The 24,209-nt window shown below is 67.8% G+C and carries 21 protein-coding genes; 10 read left to right on the top strand and 11 right to left on the bottom strand.

The annotated features are described in order from the left end of the window. Nucleotides 1–54: 54 nt before the first annotated feature. The gene (locus HWX87_RS15445) at nucleotides 55–1,122 is read left to right on the top strand and encodes a YeiH family protein (protein WP_176047924.1); all 1,068 of its coding nucleotides are present in this window, start codon (nucleotides 55–57) and stop codon (nucleotides 1,120–1,122) included. A 103-nt stretch (nucleotides 1,123–1,225) separates the two neighbouring features. Beyond that, the gene (locus HWX87_RS15440) at nucleotides 1,226–2,959 is read left to right on the top strand and encodes a ClcB-like voltage-gated chloride channel protein (RefSeq protein ID WP_208456535.1); all 1,734 of its coding nucleotides are present in this window, start codon (nucleotides 1,226–1,228) and stop codon (nucleotides 2,957–2,959) included. A 27-nt stretch (nucleotides 2,960–2,986) separates the two neighbouring features. Here HWX87_RS15440 and HWX87_RS15435 read toward each other — a convergent pair whose 3' ends face one another. Further along, on the bottom strand, nucleotides 2,987–3,607 hold the full coding sequence (locus HWX87_RS15435; RefSeq protein WP_176047922.1) for a TetR/AcrR family transcriptional regulator: 621 nt from the start codon (nucleotides 3,605–3,607) through the stop codon (nucleotides 2,987–2,989). 178 nt (nucleotides 3,608–3,785) lie between these two features. On the opposite strand from HWX87_RS15435, the gene HWX87_RS15430 reads away from it, so the two are divergent. The 4 genes from HWX87_RS15430 to HWX87_RS15415 all read left to right on the top strand — a co-directional run bounded on the left by HWX87_RS15430 (nucleotide 3,786) and on the right by HWX87_RS15415 (nucleotide 10,767). Then, nucleotides 3,786–4,895, top strand: coding sequence for an efflux RND transporter periplasmic adaptor subunit (locus tag HWX87_RS15430; protein WP_176047921.1), 1,110 nt, complete (start codon nucleotides 3,786–3,788; stop codon nucleotides 4,893–4,895). Further along, nucleotides 4,892–8,041 (top strand): efflux RND transporter permease subunit, encoded by a 3,150-nt coding sequence (locus HWX87_RS15425; protein WP_176047920.1) that lies wholly within the window; start codon nucleotides 4,892–4,894, stop codon nucleotides 8,039–8,041. Before HWX87_RS15430 ends, HWX87_RS15425 begins: the two co-directional genes overlap by 4 nt. Nucleotides 8,042–8,043: 2 nt before the next feature. Continuing rightward, nucleotides 8,044–9,618, top strand: a complete 1,575-nt coding sequence (locus HWX87_RS15420; RefSeq protein WP_176047919.1) for an efflux transporter outer membrane subunit — start codon at nucleotides 8,044–8,046, stop codon at nucleotides 9,616–9,618. A 120-nt stretch (nucleotides 9,619–9,738) separates the two neighbouring features. Continuing rightward, nucleotides 9,739–10,767: a MerR family transcriptional regulator gene (locus HWX87_RS15415; protein ID WP_176047918.1), complete on the top strand. Its 1,029-nt coding sequence runs from the start codon at nucleotides 9,739–9,741 to the stop codon at nucleotides 10,765–10,767. A 65-nt stretch (nucleotides 10,768–10,832) separates the two neighbouring features. On the opposite strand, the gene HWX87_RS15410 is transcribed toward HWX87_RS15415, so the two are convergent. The 4 genes from HWX87_RS15410 to HWX87_RS15395 all read right to left on the bottom strand — a co-directional run bounded on the left by HWX87_RS15410 (nucleotide 10,833) and on the right by HWX87_RS15395 (nucleotide 13,784). Next, nucleotides 10,833–11,057: a helix-turn-helix transcriptional regulator gene (locus HWX87_RS15410; RefSeq protein WP_006488139.1), complete on the bottom strand. Its 225-nt coding sequence runs from the start codon at nucleotides 11,055–11,057 to the stop codon at nucleotides 10,833–10,835. Nucleotides 11,058–11,065: 8 nt separating this feature from the next. Further along, on the bottom strand, nucleotides 11,066–11,626 hold the full coding sequence (locus HWX87_RS15405; RefSeq protein WP_176047917.1) for a DUF2975 domain-containing protein: 561 nt from the start codon (nucleotides 11,624–11,626) through the stop codon (nucleotides 11,066–11,068). A 116-nt stretch (nucleotides 11,627–11,742) separates the two neighbouring features. Continuing rightward, nucleotides 11,743–12,309: a DUF4124 domain-containing protein gene (locus tag HWX87_RS15400; RefSeq protein ID WP_176047916.1), complete on the bottom strand. Its 567-nt coding sequence runs from the start codon at nucleotides 12,307–12,309 to the stop codon at nucleotides 11,743–11,745. 77 nt (nucleotides 12,310–12,386) lie between these two features. Next, nucleotides 12,387–13,784 carry a sigma 54-interacting transcriptional regulator gene (locus tag HWX87_RS15395; protein WP_176047915.1) on the bottom strand — a complete coding sequence of 466 codons (1,398 nt, stop codon included), beginning with the start codon at nucleotides 13,782–13,784 and terminating at the stop codon, nucleotides 12,387–12,389. A gap of 253 nt (nucleotides 13,785–14,037) precedes the next feature. On the opposite strand from HWX87_RS15395, the gene HWX87_RS15390 reads away from it, so the two are divergent. Genes HWX87_RS15390 through HWX87_RS15380 form a run of 3 tightly spaced genes read left to right on the top strand, consistent with a single transcriptional unit; the run spans nucleotide 14,038 to nucleotide 17,449 of the window. Then, nucleotides 14,038–14,922, top strand: a complete 885-nt coding sequence (locus HWX87_RS15390; protein WP_176047914.1) for an MBL fold metallo-hydrolase — start codon at nucleotides 14,038–14,040, stop codon at nucleotides 14,920–14,922. A 34-nt stretch (nucleotides 14,923–14,956) separates the two neighbouring features. Further along, on the top strand, nucleotides 14,957–16,624 hold the full coding sequence (locus HWX87_RS15385) for a bifunctional protein tyrosine phosphatase family protein/NAD(P)/FAD-dependent oxidoreductase (RefSeq protein WP_176047913.1): 1,668 nt from the start codon (nucleotides 14,957–14,959) through the stop codon (nucleotides 16,622–16,624). Nucleotides 16,625–16,642: 18 nt separating this feature from the next. Further along, nucleotides 16,643–17,449, top strand: a complete 807-nt coding sequence (locus HWX87_RS15380) for a sulfite exporter TauE/SafE family protein (RefSeq protein WP_176047912.1) — start codon at nucleotides 16,643–16,645, stop codon at nucleotides 17,447–17,449. A gap of 97 nt (nucleotides 17,450–17,546) precedes the next feature. Here the strand turns inward: HWX87_RS15380 and HWX87_RS15375 are convergent, their stop codons facing one another. The 4 genes from HWX87_RS15375 to HWX87_RS15360 form a co-directional block, all read right to left on the bottom strand. Further along, nucleotides 17,547–18,368: an ABC transporter permease subunit gene (locus HWX87_RS15375; RefSeq protein ID WP_176047911.1), complete on the bottom strand. Its 822-nt coding sequence runs from the start codon at nucleotides 18,366–18,368 to the stop codon at nucleotides 17,547–17,549. Further along, nucleotides 18,365–19,291 carry an ABC transporter permease subunit gene (locus HWX87_RS15370; RefSeq protein WP_176047910.1) on the bottom strand — a complete coding sequence of 309 codons (927 nt, stop codon included), beginning with the start codon at nucleotides 19,289–19,291 and terminating at the stop codon, nucleotides 18,365–18,367. The genes HWX87_RS15375 and HWX87_RS15370 overlap by 4 nt, the downstream gene beginning before the upstream one ends. After that, nucleotides 19,288–20,448 carry a polyamine ABC transporter ATP-binding protein gene (gene potA / locus HWX87_RS15365; RefSeq protein WP_176047909.1) on the bottom strand — a complete coding sequence of 387 codons (1,161 nt, stop codon included), beginning with the start codon at nucleotides 20,446–20,448 and terminating at the stop codon, nucleotides 19,288–19,290. Before potA ends, HWX87_RS15370 begins: the two co-directional genes overlap by 4 nt. Before the next feature lie 86 nt (nucleotides 20,449–20,534). Then, nucleotides 20,535–21,629, bottom strand: a complete 1,095-nt coding sequence (locus tag HWX87_RS15360) for a polyamine ABC transporter substrate-binding protein (RefSeq protein ID WP_176047908.1) — start codon at nucleotides 21,627–21,629, stop codon at nucleotides 20,535–20,537. A 394-nt stretch (nucleotides 21,630–22,023) separates the two neighbouring features. Here HWX87_RS15360 and HWX87_RS15355 point away from each other — a divergent pair, with 394 nt between their 5' ends. Then, a complete protein-coding gene (locus HWX87_RS15355; RefSeq protein WP_006493160.1) occupies nucleotides 22,024–22,227 on the top strand; it encodes a DUF1289 domain-containing protein in 204 nt (67 codons plus the stop codon). A gap of 73 nt (nucleotides 22,228–22,300) precedes the next feature. Here HWX87_RS15355 and HWX87_RS15350 read toward each other — a convergent pair whose 3' ends face one another. Then, nucleotides 22,301–22,942, bottom strand: coding sequence for an OmpW family outer membrane protein (locus tag HWX87_RS15350; RefSeq protein ID WP_176047907.1), 642 nt, complete (start codon nucleotides 22,940–22,942; stop codon nucleotides 22,301–22,303). A gap of 65 nt (nucleotides 22,943–23,007) precedes the next feature. Continuing rightward, nucleotides 23,008–24,198: a nitronate monooxygenase family protein gene (locus HWX87_RS15345; protein WP_176047906.1), complete on the bottom strand. Its 1,191-nt coding sequence runs from the start codon at nucleotides 24,196–24,198 to the stop codon at nucleotides 23,008–23,010. Between the last annotated feature and the right edge of the window lie 11 nt (nucleotides 24,199–24,209).

The following is a 24,209-nucleotide window of genomic DNA, read 5'->3' as shown; positions in this document are numbered from 1 at the left end:
GATATAACGAAATTAGGATTACAGCATCGCAACACGTTCCATCACGGTGCTTCCATGTCCACTGCTCCGACTCCCCATCTCAGCCAAGCCGCGCCGTCGATGCGCGGCCAGTTGAACGGCGTGCTGTTCGTCGCGCTGTTCGCCGCCGCCGTCACGAGCCTGTCCCAGCTTCCCGCGATCGCGGGGCTCGGCCTGTCGCCGCTGATCGTCGGCATCGTCGCCGGCGCGCTGTACGGCAACGCGTTGCGCGACGGCATGCCGGCCAGCTGGGCGGCCGGCGTCAACTTCTCCGCGCGCAAGCTGCTGCGCATCGCGGTCGCATTCTTCGGGTTGCGCGTGAGCCTGCAGGAAATCGCGCAGGTCGGCCTGCCGGGCCTCACGGTGTCGGTGCTGGTCGTCGTCAGCACGCTCGTGATCGGCACCTGGGCCGGCATGAAAATCATGAAGCTCGACCGCGATTCCGCGCTGCTGACCGCTGCCGGCAGCGCGATCTGCGGCGCGGCCGCCGTGCTCGCGTTCGAGTCGACGCTGCAGTCGAAGCCGCACCAGAGCGCGATGGCCGTGGGCAGCGTCGTGCTGTTCGGCACGCTGTCGATGTTCCTGTACCCGATCGCGTATCACGCCGGGCTGCTGAACCTCGATCCGGCCGGCCTCGGGCTCTTCTTCGGCGGCACGATCCATGAAGTCGCGCAGGTGGTCGGCGCGGCGAGCGACATCAGCCCGCAGGTCGCACACGTCGCGACGATCGTGAAGATGACGCGCGTGATGCTGCTGGTCCCCGTGCTGCTGGTGCTCGGCTGGTGGCTCGCCCGCTCGGCCCGCGCAACGGCCGGCGGCGCGCAAGGCAAGCGCAAGGTGGCGGTGCCCTGGTTCGCGCTCGGCTTCCTCGGCTTCGTGATCGTCAATTCGCTGAACGTGCTGCCGACGGACGTCACGCATACGCTGAACGTGCTCGATACCTTCGCGCTGACGATGGCGATGACCGCGCTCGGCATCGAAACCCGCGTCGCGCAGATCCGCGCCGCCGGCCCGCGGGCGCTGATGACCGGCCTGATCCTGTACGTGTGGCTGATCGTCGGCGGCTACGGGATCACCTGGGGCGTCCAGCATTGGCTTGGCTGAGTTGCCCGCCCGTGACACTTCGCGCGCCGCGCCCGACGGGATGGTCCCGCGGACGCGGCGCAGTGCTATGCTTCGCGTCGTTTTCCATCGCCCTCTTTCAGCCGTGCTCTCGTTCCTGCTGAAGCTGCGCACTCGCGCCCAAAAGCTGTTCCGCCTGTCGGACGCCCATACGATGCTGATCTGGTCGGCCATCGTCGGCGTCGGCGGCGCCTTTGCCACGATGGCGTTCCGCGAAGGCATCGACCTGATGCAGCACCTGATCTCCGGGCAAAGCGGCAGCTTCGTGCAGATGGCGAAGCGCCTGCCGTGGTACGTGCGGTTCTGGATGCCGGCCGCGGGCGGCTTCCTCGCCGGCTGCGTGCTGCTGCTCGCGACGCGCGGCGACAAGCAGGCCGGCAAGACCGACTACATGGAATCGGTCGCGCTCGGCAACGGCGTCGTCCCCGTGCGGCAGAGCCTGTGGCGCAGCGTGTCGTCGCTGCTGACGATCGGCAGCGGCGGCTCGATCGGCCGCGAGGGCCCGATGGTGCAGCTCGCGGCGCTCGCCGCGTCGCTCGTCGGCCGCTTCGTGCACTTCGACCCGCCGCGCCTGCGCCTGCTGGTCGCCTGCGGGGCGGCCGCCGGCATCACGTCCGCGTACAACGCGCCGATCGCCGGCGCGTTCTTCGTGTCGGAAATCGTGCTCGGCACGATCGCGATGGAAAGCTTCGGGCCGATGGTCGTCGCGTCGGTCGTCGCGAACATCGTGATGCGCGAGTTCGCCGGCTACAAGCCGCCGTACGAGATGCCGGTGTTTCCGGCCGTCACGGGCCCCGAGGTCCTGCTGTTCGTCGTGCTCGGCGCGCTGTGCGGCGTACTCGCGCCGCAGTTCCTGCACCTGCTCGACGCGTCGAAGAACCAGTTCAAGCGGCTGCCGGTGCCGCTGCCGGTGCGGCTCGCGCTCGGCGGCCTCGCCGTCGGCGTGATCTCGATCTGGATTCCGGACGTATGGGGCAACGGCTACAGCGTCGTGAACCACATCCTGCATTCGCCGTGGACCTGGCAGGCGCTCGTCGCGGTGCTCGTGTTCAAGGTGATCGCAACCTCCGCCACGGTCGGCTCGGGCGCGATCGGCGGCGTGTTCACGCCGACGCTGTTCGTCGGCGCGGTGTTCGGCTCGCTGTTCGGTCTTGCAATGGAAGCCGTGTGGCCCGGCCATACGTCGGCCTATTTCGCTTACGCGATCGTCGGGATGGGCGCGTTCATGGCGGGCGCCACGCAGGCGCCGCTGATGGCGATCCTGATGATCTTCGAGATGACGCTGAGCTATCAGGTCGTGCTGCCGCTGCTGGTGTCGTGCGTGTTCGCGTATTTCGTCGCGCGTGCGACGGGCACGACGTCGATGTACGAGATCACGCAGCACCACCAGCAGGATGCGCAGGAGCGGCTGCGGCTGCGCACCACGCAGATGCGCGAGCTGATCCAGCCCGCGCAGACGGTCGTGCCGCTCACGGCGAGCGTCGCCGACATGACGCGCGTGTTCCTCGAATATCCGGTGAAGTACCTGTACGTGACGGACGATGCCGGGCGGTTTCGCGGCGCGGTCGCGCTGAAGGACATCACGTCGGACCTGCTCGACAAGCGCGACACGACCGACAAGACGGCCGCGCACTACGCGCACACGCCGTTTCCGCTCCTCACGCCCGACATGCCGCTCGCCACCGCGCTCGAACGCTTCATGGCGTTCCAGGGCGAACGGCTGCCGGTGATCGAAAGCGAAGCCGAGCCGACGCTCGCGGGGGTCGTCTACAAGACCTCGCTGCTCGACGCGTACCGCAGGATGACCGGCGAGCGCTGACCCGCGCCGCCGCATCGCCCGCGCCGGTCAGTCCGGCGTGCGCCCCAGCACGACCCGCGCGAAGAATCCCGCCAGCACCGATTCGGCCACGTCGGCCGATACGTGCTGCGGATCGGCCGTGTAGTACGACTGCACGCCGTCGCACAGGCACATCAGCCCGAACGCGAGCGTGTCGGCCGGCAGCAGCAGCGGCGTACCGGCGCGCTCGGCGAAGCGCTGGATGAACTCGGCCATCTGCACGCGTTTGCCGTGCAGGAACTGGTTGAAGCGCACGCGGAACTTCGCGTCGCGCGCCGCCTGCAGCTTCGCCTCGCCCCACAGCAGCGAGTATTCGTCGTCGCGAAACAGCGTGCGGTAATACGCGAGCGACATCGACTCCATCTGCTCGCGCGATCCGCCGCCTTCGAAAATCGCCTCGAAGTCGGCCCGCACCTCCGCGTGATCGCGCTCCAGCAATTCCAGCAGCAGGTCGGACTTGCTGCGGAAGTTCGAATAGAACGCGCCGCGCGTATAGCCGGCCGCCGCCGCGATGTCCTCGACGCTCGCGGCCACATAGCCTTTCTTCAGAAAAATGCGATGCGCGGCTTTCAGCAGACGTTCGCGCGTCTGGTCCCTGCTCTGCTCGCGAGTTAAGCGCTGTGGTTTCATGGCGCGCAGTCTAGCACCCTTTCCCTTTCGGATTCATCTTTGCATTCAGATACAGGTGTGTATTAGAATGCGCCACAGTTTCCGAATATGTTGTTCGCGCGCCCATGCCGGCGCTGCTAGGGGCAAGCGCCCGCCGCGCTTGCCGGCTTCGTTCCGCTCCACCTCACCTGGGGGTTTCGTGAATCGCTCCGGTTCCCGCGCCGCGCTGCTGATCGGCGCCGCGCTCGTCCTTGCCGCCTGCCACCCGAAAGAATCCGCGCCGCCCGCCCCGCGCCCCGTCGTCGCGCTGCCCGCGCAGGCCGACTCCGCCGCGGCCGCGCGCACGCTGCCCGGCGACATCCAGCCGCGCTACGCCACCCCGCTGTCGTTCCGCATCGCCGGCAAGATCATCGAGCGCAAGGTGCGCCTCGGCGACACCGTCAAGGTCGGCCAGGTCGTCGCGCTGCTCGATCCGTCCGACGTCGAGAAAAACGCCGCGAGCGCACAGGCGCAGCTCGATGCCGCAACGCACAGCCTCGCGTTCGCGAAGCAGCAGCTCGACCGCGATCGCGCGCAGGCGCAAGAAAACCTGATCGCGACCGCGCAGCTCGAACAGACCCAGAACAGCTATACGTCGGCGCTCGCGCAACGCGACCAGGCGCAGCAGCAGCTCGCGCTCGCGAAGAACCAGCTCCGCTACGCGACGCTCGTCGCCGACCATGCGGGCTACATCACCGCCGAACAGGCCGATACCGGCCAGAACGTGACGGCCGGCCAGCCCGTCTTCCAGCTCGCGTGGTCGGGCGATGTCGACGTCGTCAGCGACGTGCCCGAGGCTGCGCTCGCGTCGCTCGCGCCCGGCCATGCGGCGACCGTCACGCTGCCGTCGCTGCCGGGCCGCCAGTTCGCGGCGAAGGTGCGCGAAATCGCGCCGGCCGCCGATCCGCAAAGCCGCACCTATCGCGTGAAGCTGACGCTCGCGACACCCGACCCGGCCATCCGGCTCGGGATGACCGCGAACGTCGCGCTCGACGGCGCGCCGGCCTCCGGCGACGCACAGCCGGTCACGCTGCCCGCGACCGCGCTGTTCCACGACGGCGCGCAACCGGCCGTGTGGGTCGTGCGCACGAAGGACGACACGCTCGAATTGCGCCGCGTCGAGGTCGCGCGCTTCAACGAGCGCACGGTGACCGTGTCGCACGGGCTGCAGCCGGGCGAGCGCGTCGTGCTGCAGGGCGTGCATACGGTCAGCGCGGGCGAGAAGGTGCGCCCGATCGCGCCGCTGCATCCGGAGGACTTCGCATCGTGAGTACTCCGCACGAAGAAGGCCGGTTCAACCTGTCGGCGTGGGCGTTGCGCCACCAGGCGCTCGTCGTCTACCTGATCGCGCTCGCGACGCTCGCGGGCATCCTTGCCTACACGCGCCTCGCGCAGTCCGAAGACCCGCCGTTCACGTTCCGCGTGATGGTGATCCGCACCTTCTGGCCCGGCGCGAGCGCGCGGCAGGTGCAGGAACAGGTGACCGACCGGATCGGCCGCAAGCTGCAGGAAACGCCGGCCATCGATTTTCTGCGCAGCTATTCGCGCCCCGGCGAATCGCTGATCTTCTTCACGATGAAGGATTCGGCGCCGGTGAAGGACGTGCCCGAGACCTGGTATCAGATCCGCAAGAAAGTCGGCGACATCGGCTATACGTTGCCGCCCGGCGTGCAGGGCCCGTTCTTCAACGACGAATTCGGCGACGTCTACACCAACATCTGGACGCTCGAAGGCGACGGCTTCACGCCCGCGCAACTGCACGACTACGCCGATCAATTGCGCACCGTGCTGCTGCGCGTGCCGGGCGTCGGCAAGGTCGACTACTTCGGCGACCCCGACCAGCGGATCTTCATCGAGGTGAACAACGCGCAGCTCACACGCCTCGGCATTTCGCCGCAGCAGCTCGGGCAGGCGATCAACGCGCAGAACGACATCTCCTCGGCCGGCGTGCTGACGACCGCCGACGATCGCGTGTTCGTGCGGCCGAGCGGCCAGTTCGACAACGTCGACGCGATCGCCGATACGGTGATCCGCATCAACGGCCGCACGTTCCGCCTCGGCGATCTCGCGACCGTCAAGCGCGGCTACGACGACCCGGCCGTCACGCAGATGCGCGCAAGCGGCCGTGCCGTGCTCGGCATCGGCGTCACGATGCAGCCGGGCGGCGACGTGATCCGGCTCGGCAAGGCGCTCGACGCCGAATCGAAGGACCTGCAGGCACAACTGCCGGCCGGCCTCAAGCTGGTCGAGGTGTCGAGCATGCCGCACGCGGTCGCGCATTCGGTCGACGACTTCCTCGAAGCCGTCGCCGAAGCCGTCGCGATCGTGCTGGTCGTGAGCCTCGTGTCGCTCGGCCTGCGCACCGGGATGGTCGTCGTGATCTCGATTCCGGTCGTGCTCGCGGTAACGGCCCTCTTCATGTACATGTTCGACATCGGGCTGCACAAGGTGTCGCTCGGCACTCTCGTGCTCGCGCTCGGGCTGCTCGTCGACGACGCGATCATCGCGGTCGAGATGATGGCCGTGAAGCTCGAACAGGGTTACACCCGCGCGCGCGCCGCCGCGTTCGCCTATACGAGCACCGCGTTCCCGATGCTGACCGGCACGCTCGTCACCGTGTCGGGCTTCCTGCCGATCGCGCTCGCGAAATCGAGCACCGGCGAATACACGCGCTCGATCTTCGAGGTGTCGGCGATCGCGCTGATTGCGTCGTGGTTCGCGGCCGTGGTGCTGATCCCGTTGCTCGGCTATCACATGCTGCCCGAGCGCAAGCGGCACGCGCACGAGGCGCACCTGCCGGACGACCACGAGCACGACATCTACGACACGCGCTTCTACCGGCGGCTGCGCGGCTGGATCGACTGGTGCATCGAGCAGCGCTTCGTCGTGCTGCTGATCACGGGCGCCCTCTTCGTCGTGTCGCTGATGGGCTTCTCGCTGGTGCCGCAGCAGTTCTTCCCGAGTTCCGACCGGCCCGAGCTGCTGGTCGACCTGCGGTTGCCCGAAGGCGCGTCGTTCGCGGCGACGCTGCGCGAGACCGAGCGCCTCGAGAAAGTGATCGACAAGCGCCCCGAGATCGACCATTCGGTGAACTTCGTCGGCAGCGGCGCGCCGCGCTTCTACCTGCCGCTCGACCAGCAGCTGCAACTGCCGAACTTCGCGCAGTTCGTGATCACCGCGAAATCGGTCGAGGATCGCGAGAAGCTCGCGACCTGGCTCGAAACCACGCTGCGCGACCAGTTCCCGGCCGTGCGCTGGCGCCTGTCGCGGCTCGAGAACGGCCCGCCGGTCGGTTATCCCGTGCAGTTCCGCGTGAGCGGCGACAGCATCGCGACGGTCCGCTCGATTGCCGAGAAAGTCGCGGCGACGATGCGCGGCGACGCGCGCACGGTCAACGTGCAGTTCGACTGGGACGAGCCGGCCGAGCGCTCGGTGCGCTTCGAGATCGACCAGAAGAAGGCGCGCGAGCTGAACGTCACGTCGCAGGACGTGTCGAGCTTCCTCGCGATGACGCTGTCCGGCACGACCGTCACGCAGTATCGCGAGCGCGACAAGCTGATCGCGGTCGACCTGCGCGCGCCGAAGGCCGATCGCGTCGACCCCGCGAAGCTCGCCGGCCTCGCACTGCCGACGCCGAACGGCCCCGTGCCGCTCGGCTCGCTCGGCCGCTTCAAGCCGACGCTCGAATACGGCGTCGTGTGGGAGCGCGACCGCCAGCCGACCATCACCGTGCAGTCGGACGTGCGCGCCGGCGCACAGGGCATCGACGTCACGCATGCGGTCGACGCGAAGCTGAATGCGCTGCGCGCGCAGCTGCCGGTCGGCTATCAGATCAACATCGGCGGCTCGGTCGAGGAAAGCGCGAAGGCGCAGAAGTCGATCAACGCGCAGATGCCGCTGATGGCGATCGCCGTGTTCACGCTGCTGATGATCCAGCTGCAGAGCTTCTCGCGCGTGCTGATGGTCGTGCTGACCGCGCCGCTCGGGCTGATCGGCGTGGTCGCGACGCTGCTGCTGTTCGGCCAGCCGTTCGGCTTCGTCGCGATGCTCGGCGTGATCGCGATGTTCGGGATCATCATGCGCAACTCGGTGATCCTGGTCGACCAGATCGAGCAGGACATCGCGGCCGGCCACGGCCGCATCGACGCGATCATCGGCGCGACCGTGCGGCGCTTCCGCCCGATCACGCTGACGGCCGCGGCCGCCGTGCTCGCGCTGATCCCGCTGCTGCGCTCGAACTTCTTCGGGCCGATGGCGACCGCGCTGATGGGCGGCATCACGAGCGCGACCGTGCTGACGCTGTTCTACCTGCCCGCGCTGTATGCGACGTGGTTCCGCGTGAAGCGCGACGAACGCGACCCGCAGGATGGCCCGCCGCCAGGCGGCAGCACGCCGGCCGCGCCGTCGGGAGCCTGACCATGGATCGATCGATGACCCTGAAAACGAAAGCCGTGCGGGCGCTCGCGGTGGCGAGCCTCGCCGGCCCGCTCGCGGGCTGTTCGTGGTTCGCGCCGAGCGGCGAGCCGCCCGCGATGCCGTCACCCGCGCACTACGGCACCGTGCCGCAAGTGCAGCAGACCGTAGCCGCGCAAGGCGTCGCGCAGCAATTCGAAGTCGGCGCGCAGCCGGTGCCCGACTGGTGGAAACAGTACCGCTCCGATGCGCTGAACGGGCTCGTCGACGAAGGGCTGCGCAACAGCCCGACGCTCAGCGCGGCGTCGCATTCGCTGGATGCGGCGCGCGAACAGTTGCGCGGACAGATCGGCAGCTCGATGCTGCCGTCGATCGACGCGGGCGGCCAGGCCACGCGCCAGCGCGCGCTCGGCGTACCGATTCCCGCGCTCGGCGCGCCGACGCTGCTGTACGACACCTTCGTCGGGCAACTGCAGGCGAGCTATACGGTCGACCTGTTCGGCGTGTCGCGCTTCGCGAACCGCGCGCTCGCGAAACGCGTCGACGTCAGCGCGTTCCAGCTCGAATCCGCGCGGCGCGCGCTGGCCGCCAATATCGTCACCGCGTCGATCACGGTGTCGGTGCTCAATGCCCAGATCAACACGACCGAGCGGCTCGTCGCGCTCGCGAACGACCAGGCGCACGACGCCGAACGCCGCTACGCGCTCGGTTCGGCATCGCGCAGCGACGCGCTGAACGCGCGGCAAAGCGCCGATACGTTCGCGGCGAGCCTGCCCGCGCTGCGCCAGCAGCGCGACTCGGCGCGCCACGCGCTCGCGGTGCTGGTCGGCCGCACGCCCGACCGGCCGCCGGCCGATCTCACGCTCGCCGACCTGCACCTGCCCGAACAGGTGCCCGTCGTCGTGCCGTCGGACCTGCTGAAAAGCCGCCCGGACATCCAGGCGGCCGATGCGGGGCTGAAGGCAGCGGCGGCCGAAGTGGGCCTCGCGACCGCGCAGATGTTCCCGCAGCTGTCGCTGTCGGCGGCGATGGGACAAGGCGGCTTCAGCTGGCCGACGATGCTGTCGGGCGCCGGCGCGATCTGGAACGTCGGCGCGTCGCTGAGCCAGCCGATCTTCCACGGCGGCGCGCTGCTCGCGCAGCGCCGCGCGGCGAAGGCGACCTACGAGGCCGCGGTCGACCAATACAAGCAGGCCGTGCTCGGCGCGTTCCAGAACGTCGCCGATTCGCTCGCGGCGCTCGAACACGATGCGGAAGCACTCGATGCGTCGTCGCGTGCCGCGCTTTCCGCGCGCGGCGCATACGACGACGCGGCCGCCCGCGTGCGGCTCGGCGCGTTGCCGCCGTCGGCCGCGCGCGCGAGCGAGCTGCAGTACCGCAATGCGCGGCTCGACGAGATCCGCGCGACCGGCGCACGGTTCGCCGATACCGCACGACTTTACCAGGCAATGGGCACGCCGCCGACCGGCAACGACGGCAAAGCCGATAAAACCGGCCAAGCCAGCCACTCGGCCGGCGACAGTGCAGCCGCCCACGAAGCACGCGCCGCCACGCCCGACACCGCGCCTTCGCCGCAATGAGCCGGCCCGTCGACCGGGCGCGTGCGGCACCCCTGCGCGCGCCCGATCGACGAACTTCCGCTTGACCCTCACGTAGCGTAACGTTCGAGACTCCAGTGTGCGTACCGAACGGAGGAACGAATGCGACTGAAAGTGGGAGAACTGGCGAAACGCAGCGGGCTGACCGTCCGCACGCTTCATCACTATCACGCGATCGGTTTGCTGACGCCTTCGGCGCGCGCCGACAACGGCTACCGGCTGTACGACCGCCACGACATCGCCCGGCTCCACCAGATCCAGGCGTTGCGTCGCTTCGGCCTGTCGCTCACCGAAATCGGCGACCACCTGAACCAGCCTGGCACCCCGCTCGTCGAGCTCGTCGCGAAGCAGATCGCGCTGCTCGACCGTCAGCTTGCGCAGACCGCGCAGCTGCGCGAGCGGCTCGTGACCCTGCATGCGCAGCTCGCGGCGGGCACGGAGCCGGAACTGGCCGATTGGCTCACCACACTGGAGTTGATGACCGTGTACGACAAATATTTCTCCGAGGAAGAACTCGCGCGCATGCCGATGTACCGGAAGAGCCAGGCGGGCGACGCGGAATGGATCGCGCTCGTCGGCGAGGTCCGTGCGCTGCACGACGCGGGCGTGCCCGCCGAAGACGAGCGCACCCGCACGCTCGCCGCGCGCTGGATGGCGCTGCTCGTGCGCGACACGAACAACGATCCGCGGCTGCTGGCGAAGCTGAACCTGATGCATCAGCACGAACCGGCGATGCAGTCGAAGATCGGCATTTCGACCGCGCTTCGCGACTATGTGCTGCGCGCGTCGTCGGAAACGAAGATGCGGATCTTCGAGAAGTATCTTGCCCCGGACGAGATCCGTTTCATGCGCGCGCACTACGGCGAACGCGCGATGGAATGGCCGCAGCTGATGGGCGACGTGCGCGACGCGCTCGACACCGGTGTGAAAGCCGATTCGCCGCAAGGCCGCGCGCTCGCGCAGCGCTGGCTCGAGCTGTTCTGCAGCTATGCGGGCCACGATCCGGCCACGCATGCGAAATTCCGCGCGGCGCTGATGAACGAGCCCGCGCTGACGAAGGATTCGTGGACCGACGAGACGCTGATCGGTTTCGTGCGCGAGGCAATGGCGCACCTTGTGCCGGCACGCTGAACACGTGCCGGTGCGGGCGGCTGACGGATTCCGCGCACGCCGCCCGCACCGCATCGACGAGCCGGTCAGTCCGGCTCGCCGCCGCCATCGTCGCTGAACGCGAGCAGATCGCCGGGCTGGCAGTCGAGATAGCGGCAGATCGCCTCGAGCGTCGCGAAGCGAATGCCCTTCACCTTCCCCTGCTTCAACAGCGACAGGTTCTGTTCGGTGATGCCGACGGCCGCCGCGAGATCCTTCGAGCGGACCTTGCGGGTCGCGAGCATCACATCGAGCTTGACTACGATCGTCATCGCACGCCTCAGACGAATTGCCGATGTTCGGCGTCGAGCGCGCTCGCCTGCCGGAGAATGTGCGCAATGACTGCGATGCAGGCCGCGGTGAACAGCGCGACGACGTACGGCAGGCCGAAACCGATGCTGATCATGCGCTGGCCGACCGGCTCGCGCATCGTCGCCCATACGGTGAGCAACGGCTCGCACGCGACGCTCAGCAGCACCCACAGGCCGATCGCGCGCCCCGTCTTGCCGAGATAGCCGGCAGCCCGCACCGAGAAATAGTCGCGGCGCGCGTACGTGCGGAACAGCGCGCGCAGATGACGAAGGCCGTTTGCCAGCGCGACGAGCGGCACGCTCGACAGCAGGATGCCGACCGCCTTCTGCCACCACGGGAATGCGGCGACATCGACGCGCAGGTCGGTCAACACCGAATTGGAGATACCGAATACGAAGCCGGGCCCCGAGGCTGCGTTCAACGACGGAAACAGCCAGCAAGCGGCGTTGAGCACCATCATGCCGACGATGAGCCCCAGCGTGACGGTGGCCATCTGCTGGCTGATACGAGCGATGCGATCGGAATGCATGACGTCTCCTCGACGACGAATGAACGAGCGCCGATTGTACGTCGAAAATTATCGTAAAACGATAATTAATTATCGTCTTGCTGAAATTTTTTATTGCCCGACATGCTCACCCCGTTTCAATCGGCGCGTTGCGCGCGCCACGCCCCGATACCGGCCTGGTCGTAATCGCGCGCGCTGATCCCGCGCCAGTGCCTCGTCATGTAGCGCAGAAACGCGGGTTGCGCCTTCAGGTCCGCATTCGGCACGGGCGCCGCCCCGCCGTCCATGAACTTGCCCTTGACCGTGACGGTTTCCTCGCCGCGCAGCACGTACTTCGTGCCTGCGTCGATCAGGAAGTATTTCACCTGATCGGCACTGACATCGCCGCGGCAGCCGATCTTGTACGCGGACAGGAACTGCTTGCGGCCGTTGCCGAGCAGGTCGCGCATTTCGATCGACTTCGGCACGACGTCGAGGATCACGTCGACCGGGCATGCCTTCACGTAGTCGCGCACGGTCCAGTCGGGCCGGCCGTCGAGCGTCGCCGTCACCTTCAGCTCGACGTCGTCGCCCGATTCGCTTCTGGCCAGCGTCACCGCGTGCGCGCCGGCCGCATCGGTCCACGCGTATTCGGCGGCCTGCGCCGGGTTGCACAGCACCGCGGCTGCGAGAGACGCGCAAGGCAAAAGGTCACGTCGTTTCATCGGCGAAGAGGCAGGAACGGAACGCGCCATTATCGGCAAACCCGCGCACCGCTGCCAGCCGCGCGCAACAGGCCCGATCAGCGGTCGCGCGAGCCGAGCCCGAGCGCCTTCATCCGCCGGTACAGCGTCCGCTCGCTCATCCCGACCTGCTCCGCGAGCGCCTTGCGCGTGCCGTCGAACGTGCGCGCGATCCGCACGAGTTCCGCGTCCGACACGCCGCGCGCCTCCTCCGCACGATCTTGCGGTGCGGCGGCTGCCGCGACGAGTTCGGCCGGCAGATGCTCGACGCGGATCGTCCCGTCGTCGGCAAACAGGCATGCGCGTTCGAGCACGTTGCGCAGCTCGCGGATGTTGCCGGGCCATGCATACGCATCGAGACACGCACGCGCGCGCTCGGTCAGCACGTACGGCCGGGCCGCGAACGGCCGCGCGCTCGCATCGCCCGCCTTGGCGCGCGCATTCGCGATCCGTCGCAGGATCGATTCGGCCAGCAGCGCGACGTCGCCGCGCCGTTCGCGCAGCGCCGGCAGCGGAATCGGAAACGCGTTGATCCGGTAGTACAGATCCTGCCGGAACCGGCCGTCGTCGATCATCTCGCGCAGCGGCTTGTGCGTGGCCGCGACGAGCCGGAAATCCGCGCGCAGCGCCTCGACGCCGCCGACGCGCCGGAACGTGCCGGATTCGATCAGCCGCAACAGCTTCACCTGCATCGGCAGCGGCACGTCGCCGATCTCGTCGAGAAACAGCGTGCCGCCCTGGGCGGTTTCGACGAGGCCCGGCTTGCGCTGGTTCGCGCCCGTAAACGCGCCCTTCTCGTAACCGAACAATTCGCTTTCGAACAACGTCTCGGCAATCCCCGAACAATCGACGACGACGAACGGCCCCATCGCGCGCGCGCTCGCCTCGTGCAGCGCGCGGGCGAACAGTTCCTTGCCGGTGCCCGATTCGCCGAGCAGCAGCACCGGCAGCGTCGACGGCGCGACGCGCTGCAACGCGCCGAGCGCCGCATTGAACGCGTCGGCGCCGCCGACGAGCCCCTCCGCGCTTGGCTGCGCGGACGCGCTGCGCACCGTCGTCAGCCGCTCGACATAGGCAATCACGTTGCCGTCCGCATCGAAGATCGGCCGCAGCTCGACGTCGACGTGCTCGGGGCCGCGCGGCGTGTGATGGATGTGCAGCACGCGGTTCAGCCCGCGCGACTCGAGCGCCTGCTTCATCGGGCAATGCTCGCCGGCCTGGTCGCACGGCACGTCGTAGTGATGCGAGACCTGGAAGCAGTGCCGGCCCACGTGCTCGACGCCCGCCACGCCGAACTGGCGCCGGTACGCATCGTTCGCCGCGAGGATGCGGTAGTCGGGATCGACGACGATCATCGGCTGCGGGTCCTGCTCGAGATACGCGACGAGCGCGCGCACGTCGGGCATCGCGTCGCGACGCGGCACGGGGACGATCGGGATGGTGTCGTGCGGATTCATGCGGAGGCTCGCTCGGTGAAAAGACGCCTGGGTGGACTGCCAGGCTGACTGCCAATTCTGCCACGACACTGCCAGTTATGGCAGTCCGCATCCTCGACCGGCCCCCGATCGCACCGCCACATCGCTGCCGGCACGCCGAAAACCCGAGCCGAATCAAGCCGCTGGCACATCGGCCGGTACCGCATCGCCGGCTGGCACGCTTCTTGAGACAAAGATCCCGATTGCAGATGCAGAACCCGATCGAGGACACCCCGTGAGCAACGCACCCGCCCTGTCGGTCGAAGGCTTTTTCGACCCGGCGACCCACACCGTCAGCTATCTCCTGCTCGATACCGAGAGCCGCGCGTGCGCGCTGATCGACAGCGTGCTCGACTACGACCCGAAATCCGGCCGCACGCACACGGCCAGCGCCGACCGGCTGATCGCCCGCGTCGCCGAACTCGGCGCGGACGTGCACTGGCTGCTGGAAACCCACGTGCACGCCGACCACCTGTCGGCCGCGCCGTACCTGAAGGAACACGTCGGCGGCCAGATCGCGATCGGCTCGCACGTGCGCCGCGTGCAGCACGTGTTCGGCACGCTGTTCAACGCGGGCCCCGGTTTCGCGGAGGACGGCCGCCAGTTCGACCGGCTCGTCGACGACGGCGACACGCTCGCGCTCGGCGCGCTGACGATCCGCGCGCTGCATACGCCGGGCCACACGCCCGCGTGCATGACCTACTGCGTCGACGACGCGAAGCAGCGCGCGGCGTTCGTCGGCGACACGCTGTTCATGCCCGACTACGGCACGGCCCGCTGCGACTTCCCCGGCGGCGATGCGCGCACGCTGTACCGCTCGATCGCGCGCGTGCTCGCGCTGCCGCCCGACACGCACCTGTACCTGTGCCACGACTACCAGCCGGGCGGCCGCGACGTGCAGTTCGTGACGACCGTCGCCGAGCAGCGCCACGCGAACGTGCACGTGAAGGACGGTGTGACCGAGGACGATTTCGTCGCGATGCGCACCGCGCGCGACGCGACGCTCGCCATGCCCGTCCTGATGCTGCCGTCCGTGCAGGTCAACATGCGCGCCGGCCACCTGCCCGAACCCGAGAACAATGGCGTGCGCTACCTGAAGATCCCGCTCGACGCGATCTGAGCCGCACGCCCCGCCCCATCCGGAGAACCCCGACATGACCATCCGCAAGCTGACCGACGCGCTGTCGGTCTCGCCGCAGATCGCGGCGGCCGACCTGCCCGCGCTTCGCGCGGCCGGTATCCGCGCGATCATCTGCAACCGGCCCGACGGCGAAGGCGCCGACCAGCCGACCGTCACCGAGATCCGCGCGGCCGCCGCGCCGCTCGGCATCGACGTGCATTACCTGCCGGTCGATACCGGCAAGGTGACCGACGACCAGGCCGCGCAGTTCGGCGCGCTGCTCGCGTCGCTCGACGGCCCGGTGCTCGCGTACTGCCGCAGCGGCACGCGCTCGGCCACGCTGTGGGCGCTGTCGCAAGCAGGGCTGCGGCCGCCGAACGACATCGTCGCCAGCGCCGGCGCAGCCGGCTACGACCTGAGCGCGCTCGCGTCGCGTGTCGCGCAAGGCGGCCGCCACGCGGCGCCGGCCGTCGACGCGCGGCACGACATCGTGATCGTCGGTGCGGGCGCGGCCGGCATCGCGGTCGCGTCGAGCCTGCTCGCGCGCGACGCGTCGCTCGACATCGCGGTCATCGATCCGGCCGACGTCCATTACTACCAGCCGGGCTGGACGATGGTCGGCGCGGGCGTGTTCCAGCCGGAAACCACCGCACGCCGGATGACCGACGTGCTGCCGCGCGGCGTGCACCGGATCCAGGCCGCCGTCGCGGGCTTCGAACCCGACGCGCACACGGTCGTGCTCGACGGCTGCCGCCGCATCGGCTATCGCAAGCTCGTCGTGTGCCCGGGGCTCAAGCTCGACTGGCACGCGATCGACGGCCTCGCCGACACGCTCGGCCGCAACGGCGTCACGTCGAACTACCGCTACGATCTCGCGCCGTACACGTGGGAGCTCGTGCGCGCGTTCCGTGGCGGCAATGCGCTCTTCACGCAGCCGCCGATGCCGATCAAGTGCGCGGGCGCGCCGCAGAAGGCGATGTACCTGTCGTGCGACCACTGGCGGCGCGCCGGCCGCCTCGAAGCCGCGAACGTCGAGTTCCTGAATGCGGGCGCTGCGCTGTTCGGCGTCGCCGACTACGTGCCCGCGCTGATGGAGTACGTGAAAAGCTACGACATCGCACTGTCGTTCGGCCACAACCTCGTCGCGATCGACGGCCCCGCGCGCCAGGCGACGTTCACGCGCGCGCTGCCGGACGGCGGCAAGGAAACCGTCGTGCGCGCGTTCGACATGATCCACGTCGTGCCGCCGCAGAAGGCGCCCGACTTCGTGCGGTCGAGCCCGCTCGCGGACGCGGCCGGCTGGATCGACGTCGATCCGGCGACGCTGCGCCACAAGCACTTTCCGGACATTTACGCGCTCGGCGATGCAACCAGCACGACCAACGCAAAAACGGCCGCGGCCGCCCGCAAGCAGGCGCCCGTCGTCGCGCACAACCTGCTCGCGTCGCTCGGCCGTGCGCACGGCGATGCCGCGTACGACGGCTACGGCTCGTGCCCGCTCACCGTCGAGCGCGGCAAGATCGTGCTCGCCGAGTTCCTGTACGGCGGCAAGGTCGCGCCGACCTTCCCGGCGTGGCTGATCGACGGCAAGCGCCCGTCGCGGCTCGCGTGGCTGCTCAAGGAACGCGTGCTGCCGCCGCTCTACTGGAAGGCAATGCTCAAGGGCCGCGAATGGCTCGCGAAGCCCGCCGTCGCACGTTGACCGGAGCGCGATGACGTCATGTTGATTTCTCTCGTACTGGGCGGCTTTGTCGGCGCCGTGCTCGGCCTGACCGGCGCCGGCGGCGGTATTCTCGCGGTGCCCGCGCTCGTCGTCGGGATGAGCTGGCCGATGCAGCAGGCCACGCCCGTCGCACTCGTCGCGGTAGCGGGCAGCGCCGCGCTCGGCGCGCTCGAAGGTTTCCGCCGCGGGCTCGTGCGCTATCGCGCCGCGTTGCTGATGGCCGTGGCCGGCGTGCCGCTGACCACGCTCGGCGTGCGGCTCGCGCACCTCCTGCCGCAGCGCCTGCTGCTCGCGCTGTTCTCGTTGACGATGCTGGTCGTCGCCGGCCGCCTGCTGCGGCAGGCGTTGCGGCACGCACCCGTCGACGCGGAAGCGTCGCCGCTGTGCGTCGGCCGCGTGAATCCCGACACGGGCCGGCTCGTATGGTCCTGGCCGGTCGGTGTCGCGCTGGCGTCGACCGGCGCGATGACGGGCCTGATGACGGGCTTGCTCGGCGTCGGCGGCGGCTTCGTGATCGTGCCGATGCTGCGCAAGTTCACGAACGTGTCGATGCATGGCGTGGTCGCGACGTCGCTGATGGTGATCGCGCTGGTCGGCACCGGCGGCGTGCTCGCGACGCTCGTGTCGGGCACGCGCGCGCCGCTCGACGTGACGCTGTGGTTCACCGTCGCGACCGCGCTCGGCATGGCCGCCGGCCGCGGCGCGTCGCGCCACCTCGCCGCGCGGCACGTGCAGGCCGGCTTCGCGGCCGTGCTCGTGTGCGTCGCGCTCGGGCTGCTGGCGAAGGCCGCGTTCGGCGCGTGAGCCGGACGCGGCGACGGATCCGCGTCCCCAAACAAAACGCCCGGCCCGACTCGTCGTCGGCACCGGGCGTTGTTCATTGCTGCGGGCAACGCAGCCGTCAGGTCGCGTACCCCGCCATCCGCTTGCGTTCCTGGCGCAGCATCACGAAGTTCGCGATCACGACGCCAGCCGTCACCGCGACGATGAACAGCGTCGCGAGCGCGTTCATCTCCGGGTTCAGACCGAGGCGCACGCGCGAGAACACGACGAGCGGCAGCGTCGTCGAGCCAGGGCCCGACAGGAACGCCGACAGCACGAGGTCGTCGATCGACAGCGTGAACGACAGCAGCCAGCCTGCGATCAGCGCTTGCGAGATCAGCGGCAGCGTGATCGTGAAGAACACCTTCAGCGGCGTCGCACCGAGATCGAGCGCGGCCTCTTCCAGCGACGGATTCAGTTCGCGCACACGCGACTGCACGATGATCGCGACGTACGAGATGCACAGCATCACGTGGCCGAGCCAGATCGTGAACACGCCGCGCTCGGCCGGCCAGCCGATCCACTTCGCGAGCTCGATGAACAGCAGCAGCAGCGAGATCCCCTGGATCACCTCGGGAATCACGAGCGGCGCGTTGATCATCCCGCTGAACAGCGCGAAACCGCGAAAGCGCCCCATCCGCGCGAGCACGAAACCGGCCCACGTGCCGATGAACACCGATGCAAACGCCGTCAGCACGCCGATCTTCAGCGACAGCCATGCGGCCGTCAGCAGCTCGTCGTCCTCGACGAGCGCCGCGTACCAGCGGAACGAGAAACCCGACCACACGGTGACGAGCTTCGACTCGTTGAACGAATAGACGATCAGGCTGAGGATCGGGATGTACAGGAACGCGAAGCCGGCAAACAGTGCCGCGAACTGCAGGTAACGATTCGGCTTCATCGACGGCCTCCCTGTTCCTTCGCCTGGAAGTGCTGGAACATCGCCATCGGCACGAGCAGCAGCAGCACCATCGCGCAGGTCACCGCCGACGCCATCGGCCAGTCTGCATTGTTGAAGAACTCGTTCCACATCACGCGGCCGATCATCAGCGTGTTCGCGCCGCCAAGCAGCTCGGGGATCACGTACTCGCCGACCGCCGGGATGAACACCAGCAGGCAGCCCGCGATGATCCCGTTCTTCGACAGCGGCAGCGTGATCTGCACGAACGCCTTCCACGGCTTCGCGCCGAGGTCGTACGCGGCCTCGAGCAGGCGCAGGTCCATCTTCACGAGGTGCGCGTACAGCGGCATCACGAGGAACGGCAGGTACGAATACACCATTCCGATGTACACCGCGTAGTTGGTGCGGTACAGCTCGATCGGCGTATGCGTGAGGCCGATCCACATCAGGAAGTTGTTCAGCAGCCCGTTGTTCTTCAGGATGCCGATCCATGCGTACACGCGGATCAGGAACGACGTCCAGAACGGCAGCATCACGCCCATCATCAGCAGGTTGCGGGTCGCCGGATTCGAGCGCGCGATGTAGTACGCCATCGGATAGCCGACCAGCAGACACAGCAGCGTCGTGATCGCGGCCACCCACACCGAGTTCACGTAGGTCGCGAAATACAGGCTGTCCGTGAACAGGAACGCGTAGTGCGACAGATTCAGTGCGACATGCACGACGCCGTCGGTGTACGACCCGAGTTCCGTGTACGGCGGAATGCCGAGCTGCAGTTCCGCGAAGCTGATCTTGACGACCAGCACGAACGGCACGAGGAAGAACAGCACGAGCCACGTGAACGGCCCGGCGACCACCGCTGACGCGCCCGTCAGGTTGAAGCGCCGCACCGGCCAATCGAGCAGGGACTTGAACGCGTTCATGACGTCAGCACCACGCCGGCCGTCGCGCTCCAGCGCACGTAGATCTCGTCGCCGAGCGCAGGCGTGTCGAGCTCGGAAATCGCGAGGCTCGACACGTTCGCGATCACCGTCTTGCCCGCGTCGAGCTTCACGTGATACAGCGAATAGCCGCCCATGTACGCGACGTTGCTGATCCTGCCGCGCGCCCAGTTGAACGCGCCTTCGGGCGGCTTGCGCGTGAGCGCGATCCGCTCGGGGCGCACCGACACCGTGACCGGCATCCCGAGCGGGCCCGAGATCCCGTGACTCACGTACAGCCGGCTCGGCAGCTCCGGCGATTCGATGTATACGTGGTCGGGTTCGTCCTCGACGGTCACGCCGTCGAACAGGTTCGTCGAGCCGATGAACTCGGCCGAGAAGCGGCTGTTCGGGTATTCGTAGACTTCGTTCGGCGAGCCGATCTGCACGATCTGGCCTTCGCTCATCACCGCGAGCCGATTGGCCATCGTCATCGCTTCTTCCTGGTCATGCGTGACCATCATGCAGGTGACGCCGACCTTGTTCAGGATGTTGACGAGCTCGATCTGCGTACGCTGGCGGATCTGCTTGTCGAGCGCGGACATCGGCTCGTCGAGCAGCAGCAGCTTCGGGCGCTTGACCAGCGAGCGCGCGAGCGCGACGCGCTGCTGCTGGCCGCCCGACAGCTGGTGCGGCTTGCGCTTCGCGTACTTGCTCATCTGCACGAGTTCGAGCGCCGACGCGACGCGTTCCTTCAGCTCGGCCTTCGGCGTGCCTTCCTGCTTCAGCCCGAACGCGACGTTCGACTCGACCGACATGTGCGGGAACAGCGCATACGACTGGAACATCATGTTCACGGGCCGCTTGTACGGCGGCATCTGCGCGAGATCCTCGCCATCGATCAGGATCTTGCCCGACGTGACCGTCTCGAGGCCCGCGAGCATCCGCAGCAACGTCGACTTGCCGCAGCCCGAGCTGCCGAGCAGCGCGAACAGCTCGCCCTGGCGCACGGTCAGGTTGACGCTGCGCACGGCTTCGGTGTCGCCGAATTTCTTGACGACGTCGACGATCTGGACAAAGTTCTCGGCGCGCGCATCGGCGCCGGAGGAGGAAACGGAGAACGGCGCGCCCGCAACCGGCGCACCCGACTGGCTATTCATGATGTGCTGCTTCTCTCCTGCGTTAGACGAACAAAGCCCCCGGGGGCACCAGGGGCTTCATGACTGCTGGTTCACTTCGGCTCGCGTCAGCGGCCCGACTTCAGCTCGGTCCACAGACGCGTCTGCAGACGCTGGATTTCAGGCGGCAGCGGCTTGAGCAGGAACAGCGTCTTCACGACGTCGGCCGGCGGATAGACGGCCGGGTCGTTCGCGACGTCGGGCCGCACGTACTTGCGGGCCTCGGCGTTGGCGCTCGGGTAGTACACCGCGTTCGTGATCGCCGCGTGCACCTTCGGATCCTCGATGTAGTTGATCCACTGCAGCGCGGCTTCCTTGTTCTTCGCATCCTTCGGGATCGCCATCACGTCGAACCAGACCGGCGCACCGCCCTTCGGAATGTAGTACTCGACCTTGTACGACTTCTTCGCCTCGATCGCGCGATGCTTCGCGATCACGACGTCGCCCGACCAGCCGAACGCGAAGCAGATGTCGCCGCCGACCAGATCGTTGATGTAGCCCGACGAGTTGAACTGCGTGATGTACGGGCGGATCTTCTTCAGCACGTCCATCGCGGCCTTGTAGTCGGCCGGGTTCGTGCTCATCGGATCCTTGCCGATGTAGTGCAGCGCGGCCGCGAACATCTGGTCGGGCGCGTCGAGCACGGACACGCCGCAGGTCTTCAGCTTCGAGAGGTTTTCCGGCTTGAACAGGATGTCCCAGTTGTCGAGCGGCACCTTGCCGAGCGCCTGCTGCGCCTTCGTCACGTTGTATGCGAGACCGGTCGTGCCGTACGCCCAGGGCACCGAGAACTTGTTGCCCGGATCCGCGCCGGCGACGAGCGCCATCAGTTGCGGATCGAGGTACTTGAGGTTCGGCAGCTTCGACTTGTCGAGCGGCGCGAAAATGCCGGCGGCGATCTGCTTGCCCGCGTAGTTGCTGGTCGGCACGACGATGTCGTAGCCCGAGCTGCCGGTCAGCAGCTTCGCCTGCAGCGTGTCGTCGCTGTCGTAGTTGTCGTAGCGAACCTTGACGCCCGACTGTTTCTCGAAGTTCGGGATCGTGTCCTTCGCAATGTAGTCCGACCAGTTATAGACATTGAGCTGCGTATCCTTCGCCGCTGCCGCCGACGCACCCACGCACAGCGCGAGCGCTGCGAACCGGCCCACTACCTTTGCTTTCATCCCGTTCTCCCTCCGGCCGGACGCGTTGCCCGGCTGCCGTCTGCCTCGTCATGACGGCGCATTCTGGCGCGCCGCCCCTCGAAAACCCCGAAAACTACCATCATTCGCGCCCCGTCACAAAAAAATCATGCCGGTGTCGCGCAAACGGAACAGATTCCCGCCGCGGGCCCATTGGGCCGCCCGTGCGGCGGGGCGTTCCGGAAGAATTCTATCGGGTAATCGGCGGCTGTCCACCGGGAAAAACGGACGGCGGCGAAACGGCGTTCGCGTGCCGGGCGCACGGCCGGACAGTCGTGCCTACGCACCGGTACAGCATGGCGGCCCGCGCCGCCCGACCCGGCCACCGCGATGCATTAAAATGGCGGTTGACGATTCAACTGCGCGAACCCTTCCGATGGCCTCCAATCTCCACGACCTGCCCGACAGCCCCTGCATCGGCGTGTGCTCGACCCTCTTCGACGAAGTCTGCAAGGGCTGCGGCCGCACGGCCGCCGAAGTGTCGAACTGGGTGTTCCTGAGCGACGACGAAAAGCGCGCGGTGTGGGAACGCATCACGCGCGAAGGCACCGCGATGCGCTTCCAGTACGACAAGCTGTAAGCCGGCCGCGCAAAAAAAAGCGGCATGCCGACCGACATGCCGCCAACCCCAACTCTGTGCTTTTCCTGCCGCGTCAGAACTTCATCCCGACGCCCACGCCGACGATCAGCGGATCGATGTGCAGCGTGCCGATGCCCTTGTCGCCCAGCGTCGCATCGGTACTCATCCAGATCTTCTTCACGTCGACGTTCATGAACACCTTCTTCGTCACCTGCACGTCCACGCCGAACTGCAGCGCGGGGCCGAAGCTGCTCTTGTTGATCGACACGCCCTGCCCGCCGACGTTGAGCCCGTTGTTGTAGAAGTACGTGTAGTTCAACCCGGCGCCGACGTACGGGCGCACCTTGCCCGCATGGTTGAAGTGATACTGCAGCAGCAGCGTCGGCGGCAGCACGCCCACGCCGCCGAGATTGCCGAGGCTCGACGTCATCTGGTGCCGCGACGTGCCGAGAATCAGCTCGACCCCGAGGTAGTCGCGGATCATGTACGTGAAGTCGAGCTCCGGCACGATCGCATTGTTCACGCCCGTGTTGATTGCGCCGAGCGTGTCGCTCGCGCGCTCGTTCGGCTGGATGCTGATCGCGCGAAGCCGAACCAGTACGTCACCCTGGTTGATGCCGTCTCCCGGCGATGCCGCGTGCGACAGCGAAGGCATCGCGAGAAGACTCGCCGCGACAGCGGCAGCGGTGACACAAGTTCGAATCGTTTTATGCATGGTACGGACCCCCAAAGAATGGTTTCCATTCTCCCTGTAGGGTCTTTTCGCCATCTTGATATTCGTCAAGCCAGCGTAAACGTGGGACGGTTTGCCGCAGGCTCGGTCGTACTGCCGGTCAGCAGCAGGTCGAGCAGGTCGCGCACGCTGCGGATCGCACGGCCGAACGGCAACGCTTCGCGGCCGCGGAAGAACAGGCCGTTCGCGACGTCGCCGCGCAGCGCGGCCGCAAGCCGCGTGTCGATGCAGAAGTGGCCGAACTTCTCGATGCCGTCGCGCAAGCCGCATACGCTCAGGCATTCGAGCGCGGTCGGGCAGCGCTGTTTCAGCGCGCCGAGCTTGGTGCGGATGCGCGTCTCGTTGCGCAGGTAACGATCGAGCCACGGCGTTTTCACCGCGCGTGCGGGCAGCCCCGTCACGCTGACGAATTCGACGATGTCGTCGGGCGTCGCATCGGCGAGCACGCGCTTGAAGTGCGGATGCGCATCGCCCTCTTCCGTCACCGCGAACGGTGTTCCGACCTGCACGCCGTTCGCGCCGGCCGCCAACGCCGCGCGCACCGCGTCGTGACTGTTGACGCCGCCCGCAACGATCAGCGGGATCGTTTCGCGCTCGAGACCGAGCGACGCCATCACTTGCGCGGTCTCGTCGAGCACGCGCGCGAAGTCGAAACGGCGATCGTGCATGTCGTCGATCTGCGTGACGCCGAGGTGGCCGCCCGCGTGCGCCGGATGCTCGATCACGATCGCATCGGGCAGGCGCCCCTTCTTCATCCACTTCTTCAGCACGAGCGCGATCCCGCGACTGTCCGACAGGATCGGGATCAGCGCGATGTCGTGTCCTTGCGTGAGGTCGGGCAGATCGAGCGGGAGGCCCGCCCCCATCACGATCGCGTCCGCGCCCTCGTCGCACGCGACGCGTACGTAGTCCGCATGCGCGCTCACCGCCTTCATCACGTTGACCGCGATCATCCCGCGCCCTTCGCTGTAAGTCTTCGCGAGTCGGATCTCGCGTGCGAGCGCTTCGAGGTTCGCGGCTTCGAGCGTCTCGCGATCGGGTTGCGCGCGGCAGCGTGCGAGCAGGTCCGCATGATGGTGGCGCAGGTCGATGCTCGCGATCGTGCCGACCGCGCCTTCGCGCGCGACGCTGCCCGCCAGCCGGTGTGCGGAGATGCCGACGCCCATGCCGCCCTGCACGACGGGCAACAAGGTGCGGCCGCGAATCGTCAGCGGCGGAAAGGAAGTGCGTACGGTCATCTGAAACCTCG

Source organism: Burkholderia sp. BCC1644, from assembly GCF_902833225.1.
Lineage (GTDB): Bacteria > Pseudomonadota > Gammaproteobacteria > Burkholderiales > Burkholderiaceae > Burkholderia.
The sequence above is the reverse complement of the archived record's forward strand: the minus strand, read 5'-3'. Positions and strand labels throughout refer to the sequence as shown.

Bases quoted from the DNA above. Each gene is read 5' to 3' on its own strand.
- HWX87_RS15445 (WP_176047924.1), top strand. From the start codon at position 55: ATGTCCACTGCTCCGACTCCCCATCTCAGCCAAGCCGCGCCGTCGATG.
- HWX87_RS15435 (WP_176047922.1), bottom strand. From the start codon at position 3,607: ATGAAACCACAGCGCTTAACTCGCGAGCAGAGCAGGGACCAGACGCGC.
- HWX87_RS15420 (WP_176047919.1), top strand. From the start codon at position 8,044: ATGGATCGATCGATGACCCTGAAAACGAAAGCCGTGCGGGCGCTCGCG.
- HWX87_RS15415 (WP_176047918.1), top strand. From the start codon at position 9,739: ATGCGACTGAAAGTGGGAGAACTGGCGAAACGCAGCGGGCTGACCGTC.
- HWX87_RS15410 (WP_006488139.1), bottom strand. From the start codon at position 11,057: ATGACGATCGTAGTCAAGCTCGATGTGATGCTCGCGACCCGCAAGGTC.
- HWX87_RS15405 (WP_176047917.1), bottom strand. From the start codon at position 11,626: ATGCATTCCGATCGCATCGCTCGTATCAGCCAGCAGATGGCCACCGTC.
- HWX87_RS15400 (WP_176047916.1), bottom strand. From the start codon at position 12,309: ATGAAACGACGTGACCTTTTGCCTTGCGCGTCTCTCGCAGCCGCGGTG.
- HWX87_RS15395 (WP_176047915.1), bottom strand. From the start codon at position 13,784: ATGAATCCGCACGACACCATCCCGATCGTCCCCGTGCCGCGTCGCGAC.
- HWX87_RS15385 (WP_176047913.1), top strand. From the start codon at position 14,957: ATGACCATCCGCAAGCTGACCGACGCGCTGTCGGTCTCGCCGCAGATC.
- HWX87_RS15380 (WP_176047912.1), top strand. From the start codon at position 16,643: ATGTTGATTTCTCTCGTACTGGGCGGCTTTGTCGGCGCCGTGCTCGGC.
- HWX87_RS15375 (WP_176047911.1), bottom strand. From the start codon at position 18,368: ATGAAGCCGAATCGTTACCTGCAGTTCGCGGCACTGTTTGCCGGCTTC.
- HWX87_RS15370 (WP_176047910.1), bottom strand. From the start codon at position 19,291: ATGAACGCGTTCAAGTCCCTGCTCGATTGGCCGGTGCGGCGCTTCAAC.
- potA (WP_176047909.1), bottom strand. From the start codon at position 20,448: ATGAATAGCCAGTCGGGTGCGCCGGTTGCGGGCGCGCCGTTCTCCGTT.
- HWX87_RS15360 (WP_176047908.1), bottom strand. From the start codon at position 21,629: ATGAAAGCAAAGGTAGTGGGCCGGTTCGCAGCGCTCGCGCTGTGCGTG.
- HWX87_RS15355 (WP_006493160.1), top strand. From the start codon at position 22,024: ATGGCCTCCAATCTCCACGACCTGCCCGACAGCCCCTGCATCGGCGTG.
- HWX87_RS15350 (WP_176047907.1), bottom strand. From the start codon at position 22,942: ATGCATAAAACGATTCGAACTTGTGTCACCGCTGCCGCTGTCGCGGCG.
- HWX87_RS15345 (WP_176047906.1), bottom strand. From the start codon at position 24,198: ATGACCGTACGCACTTCCTTTCCGCCGCTGACGATTCGCGGCCGCACC.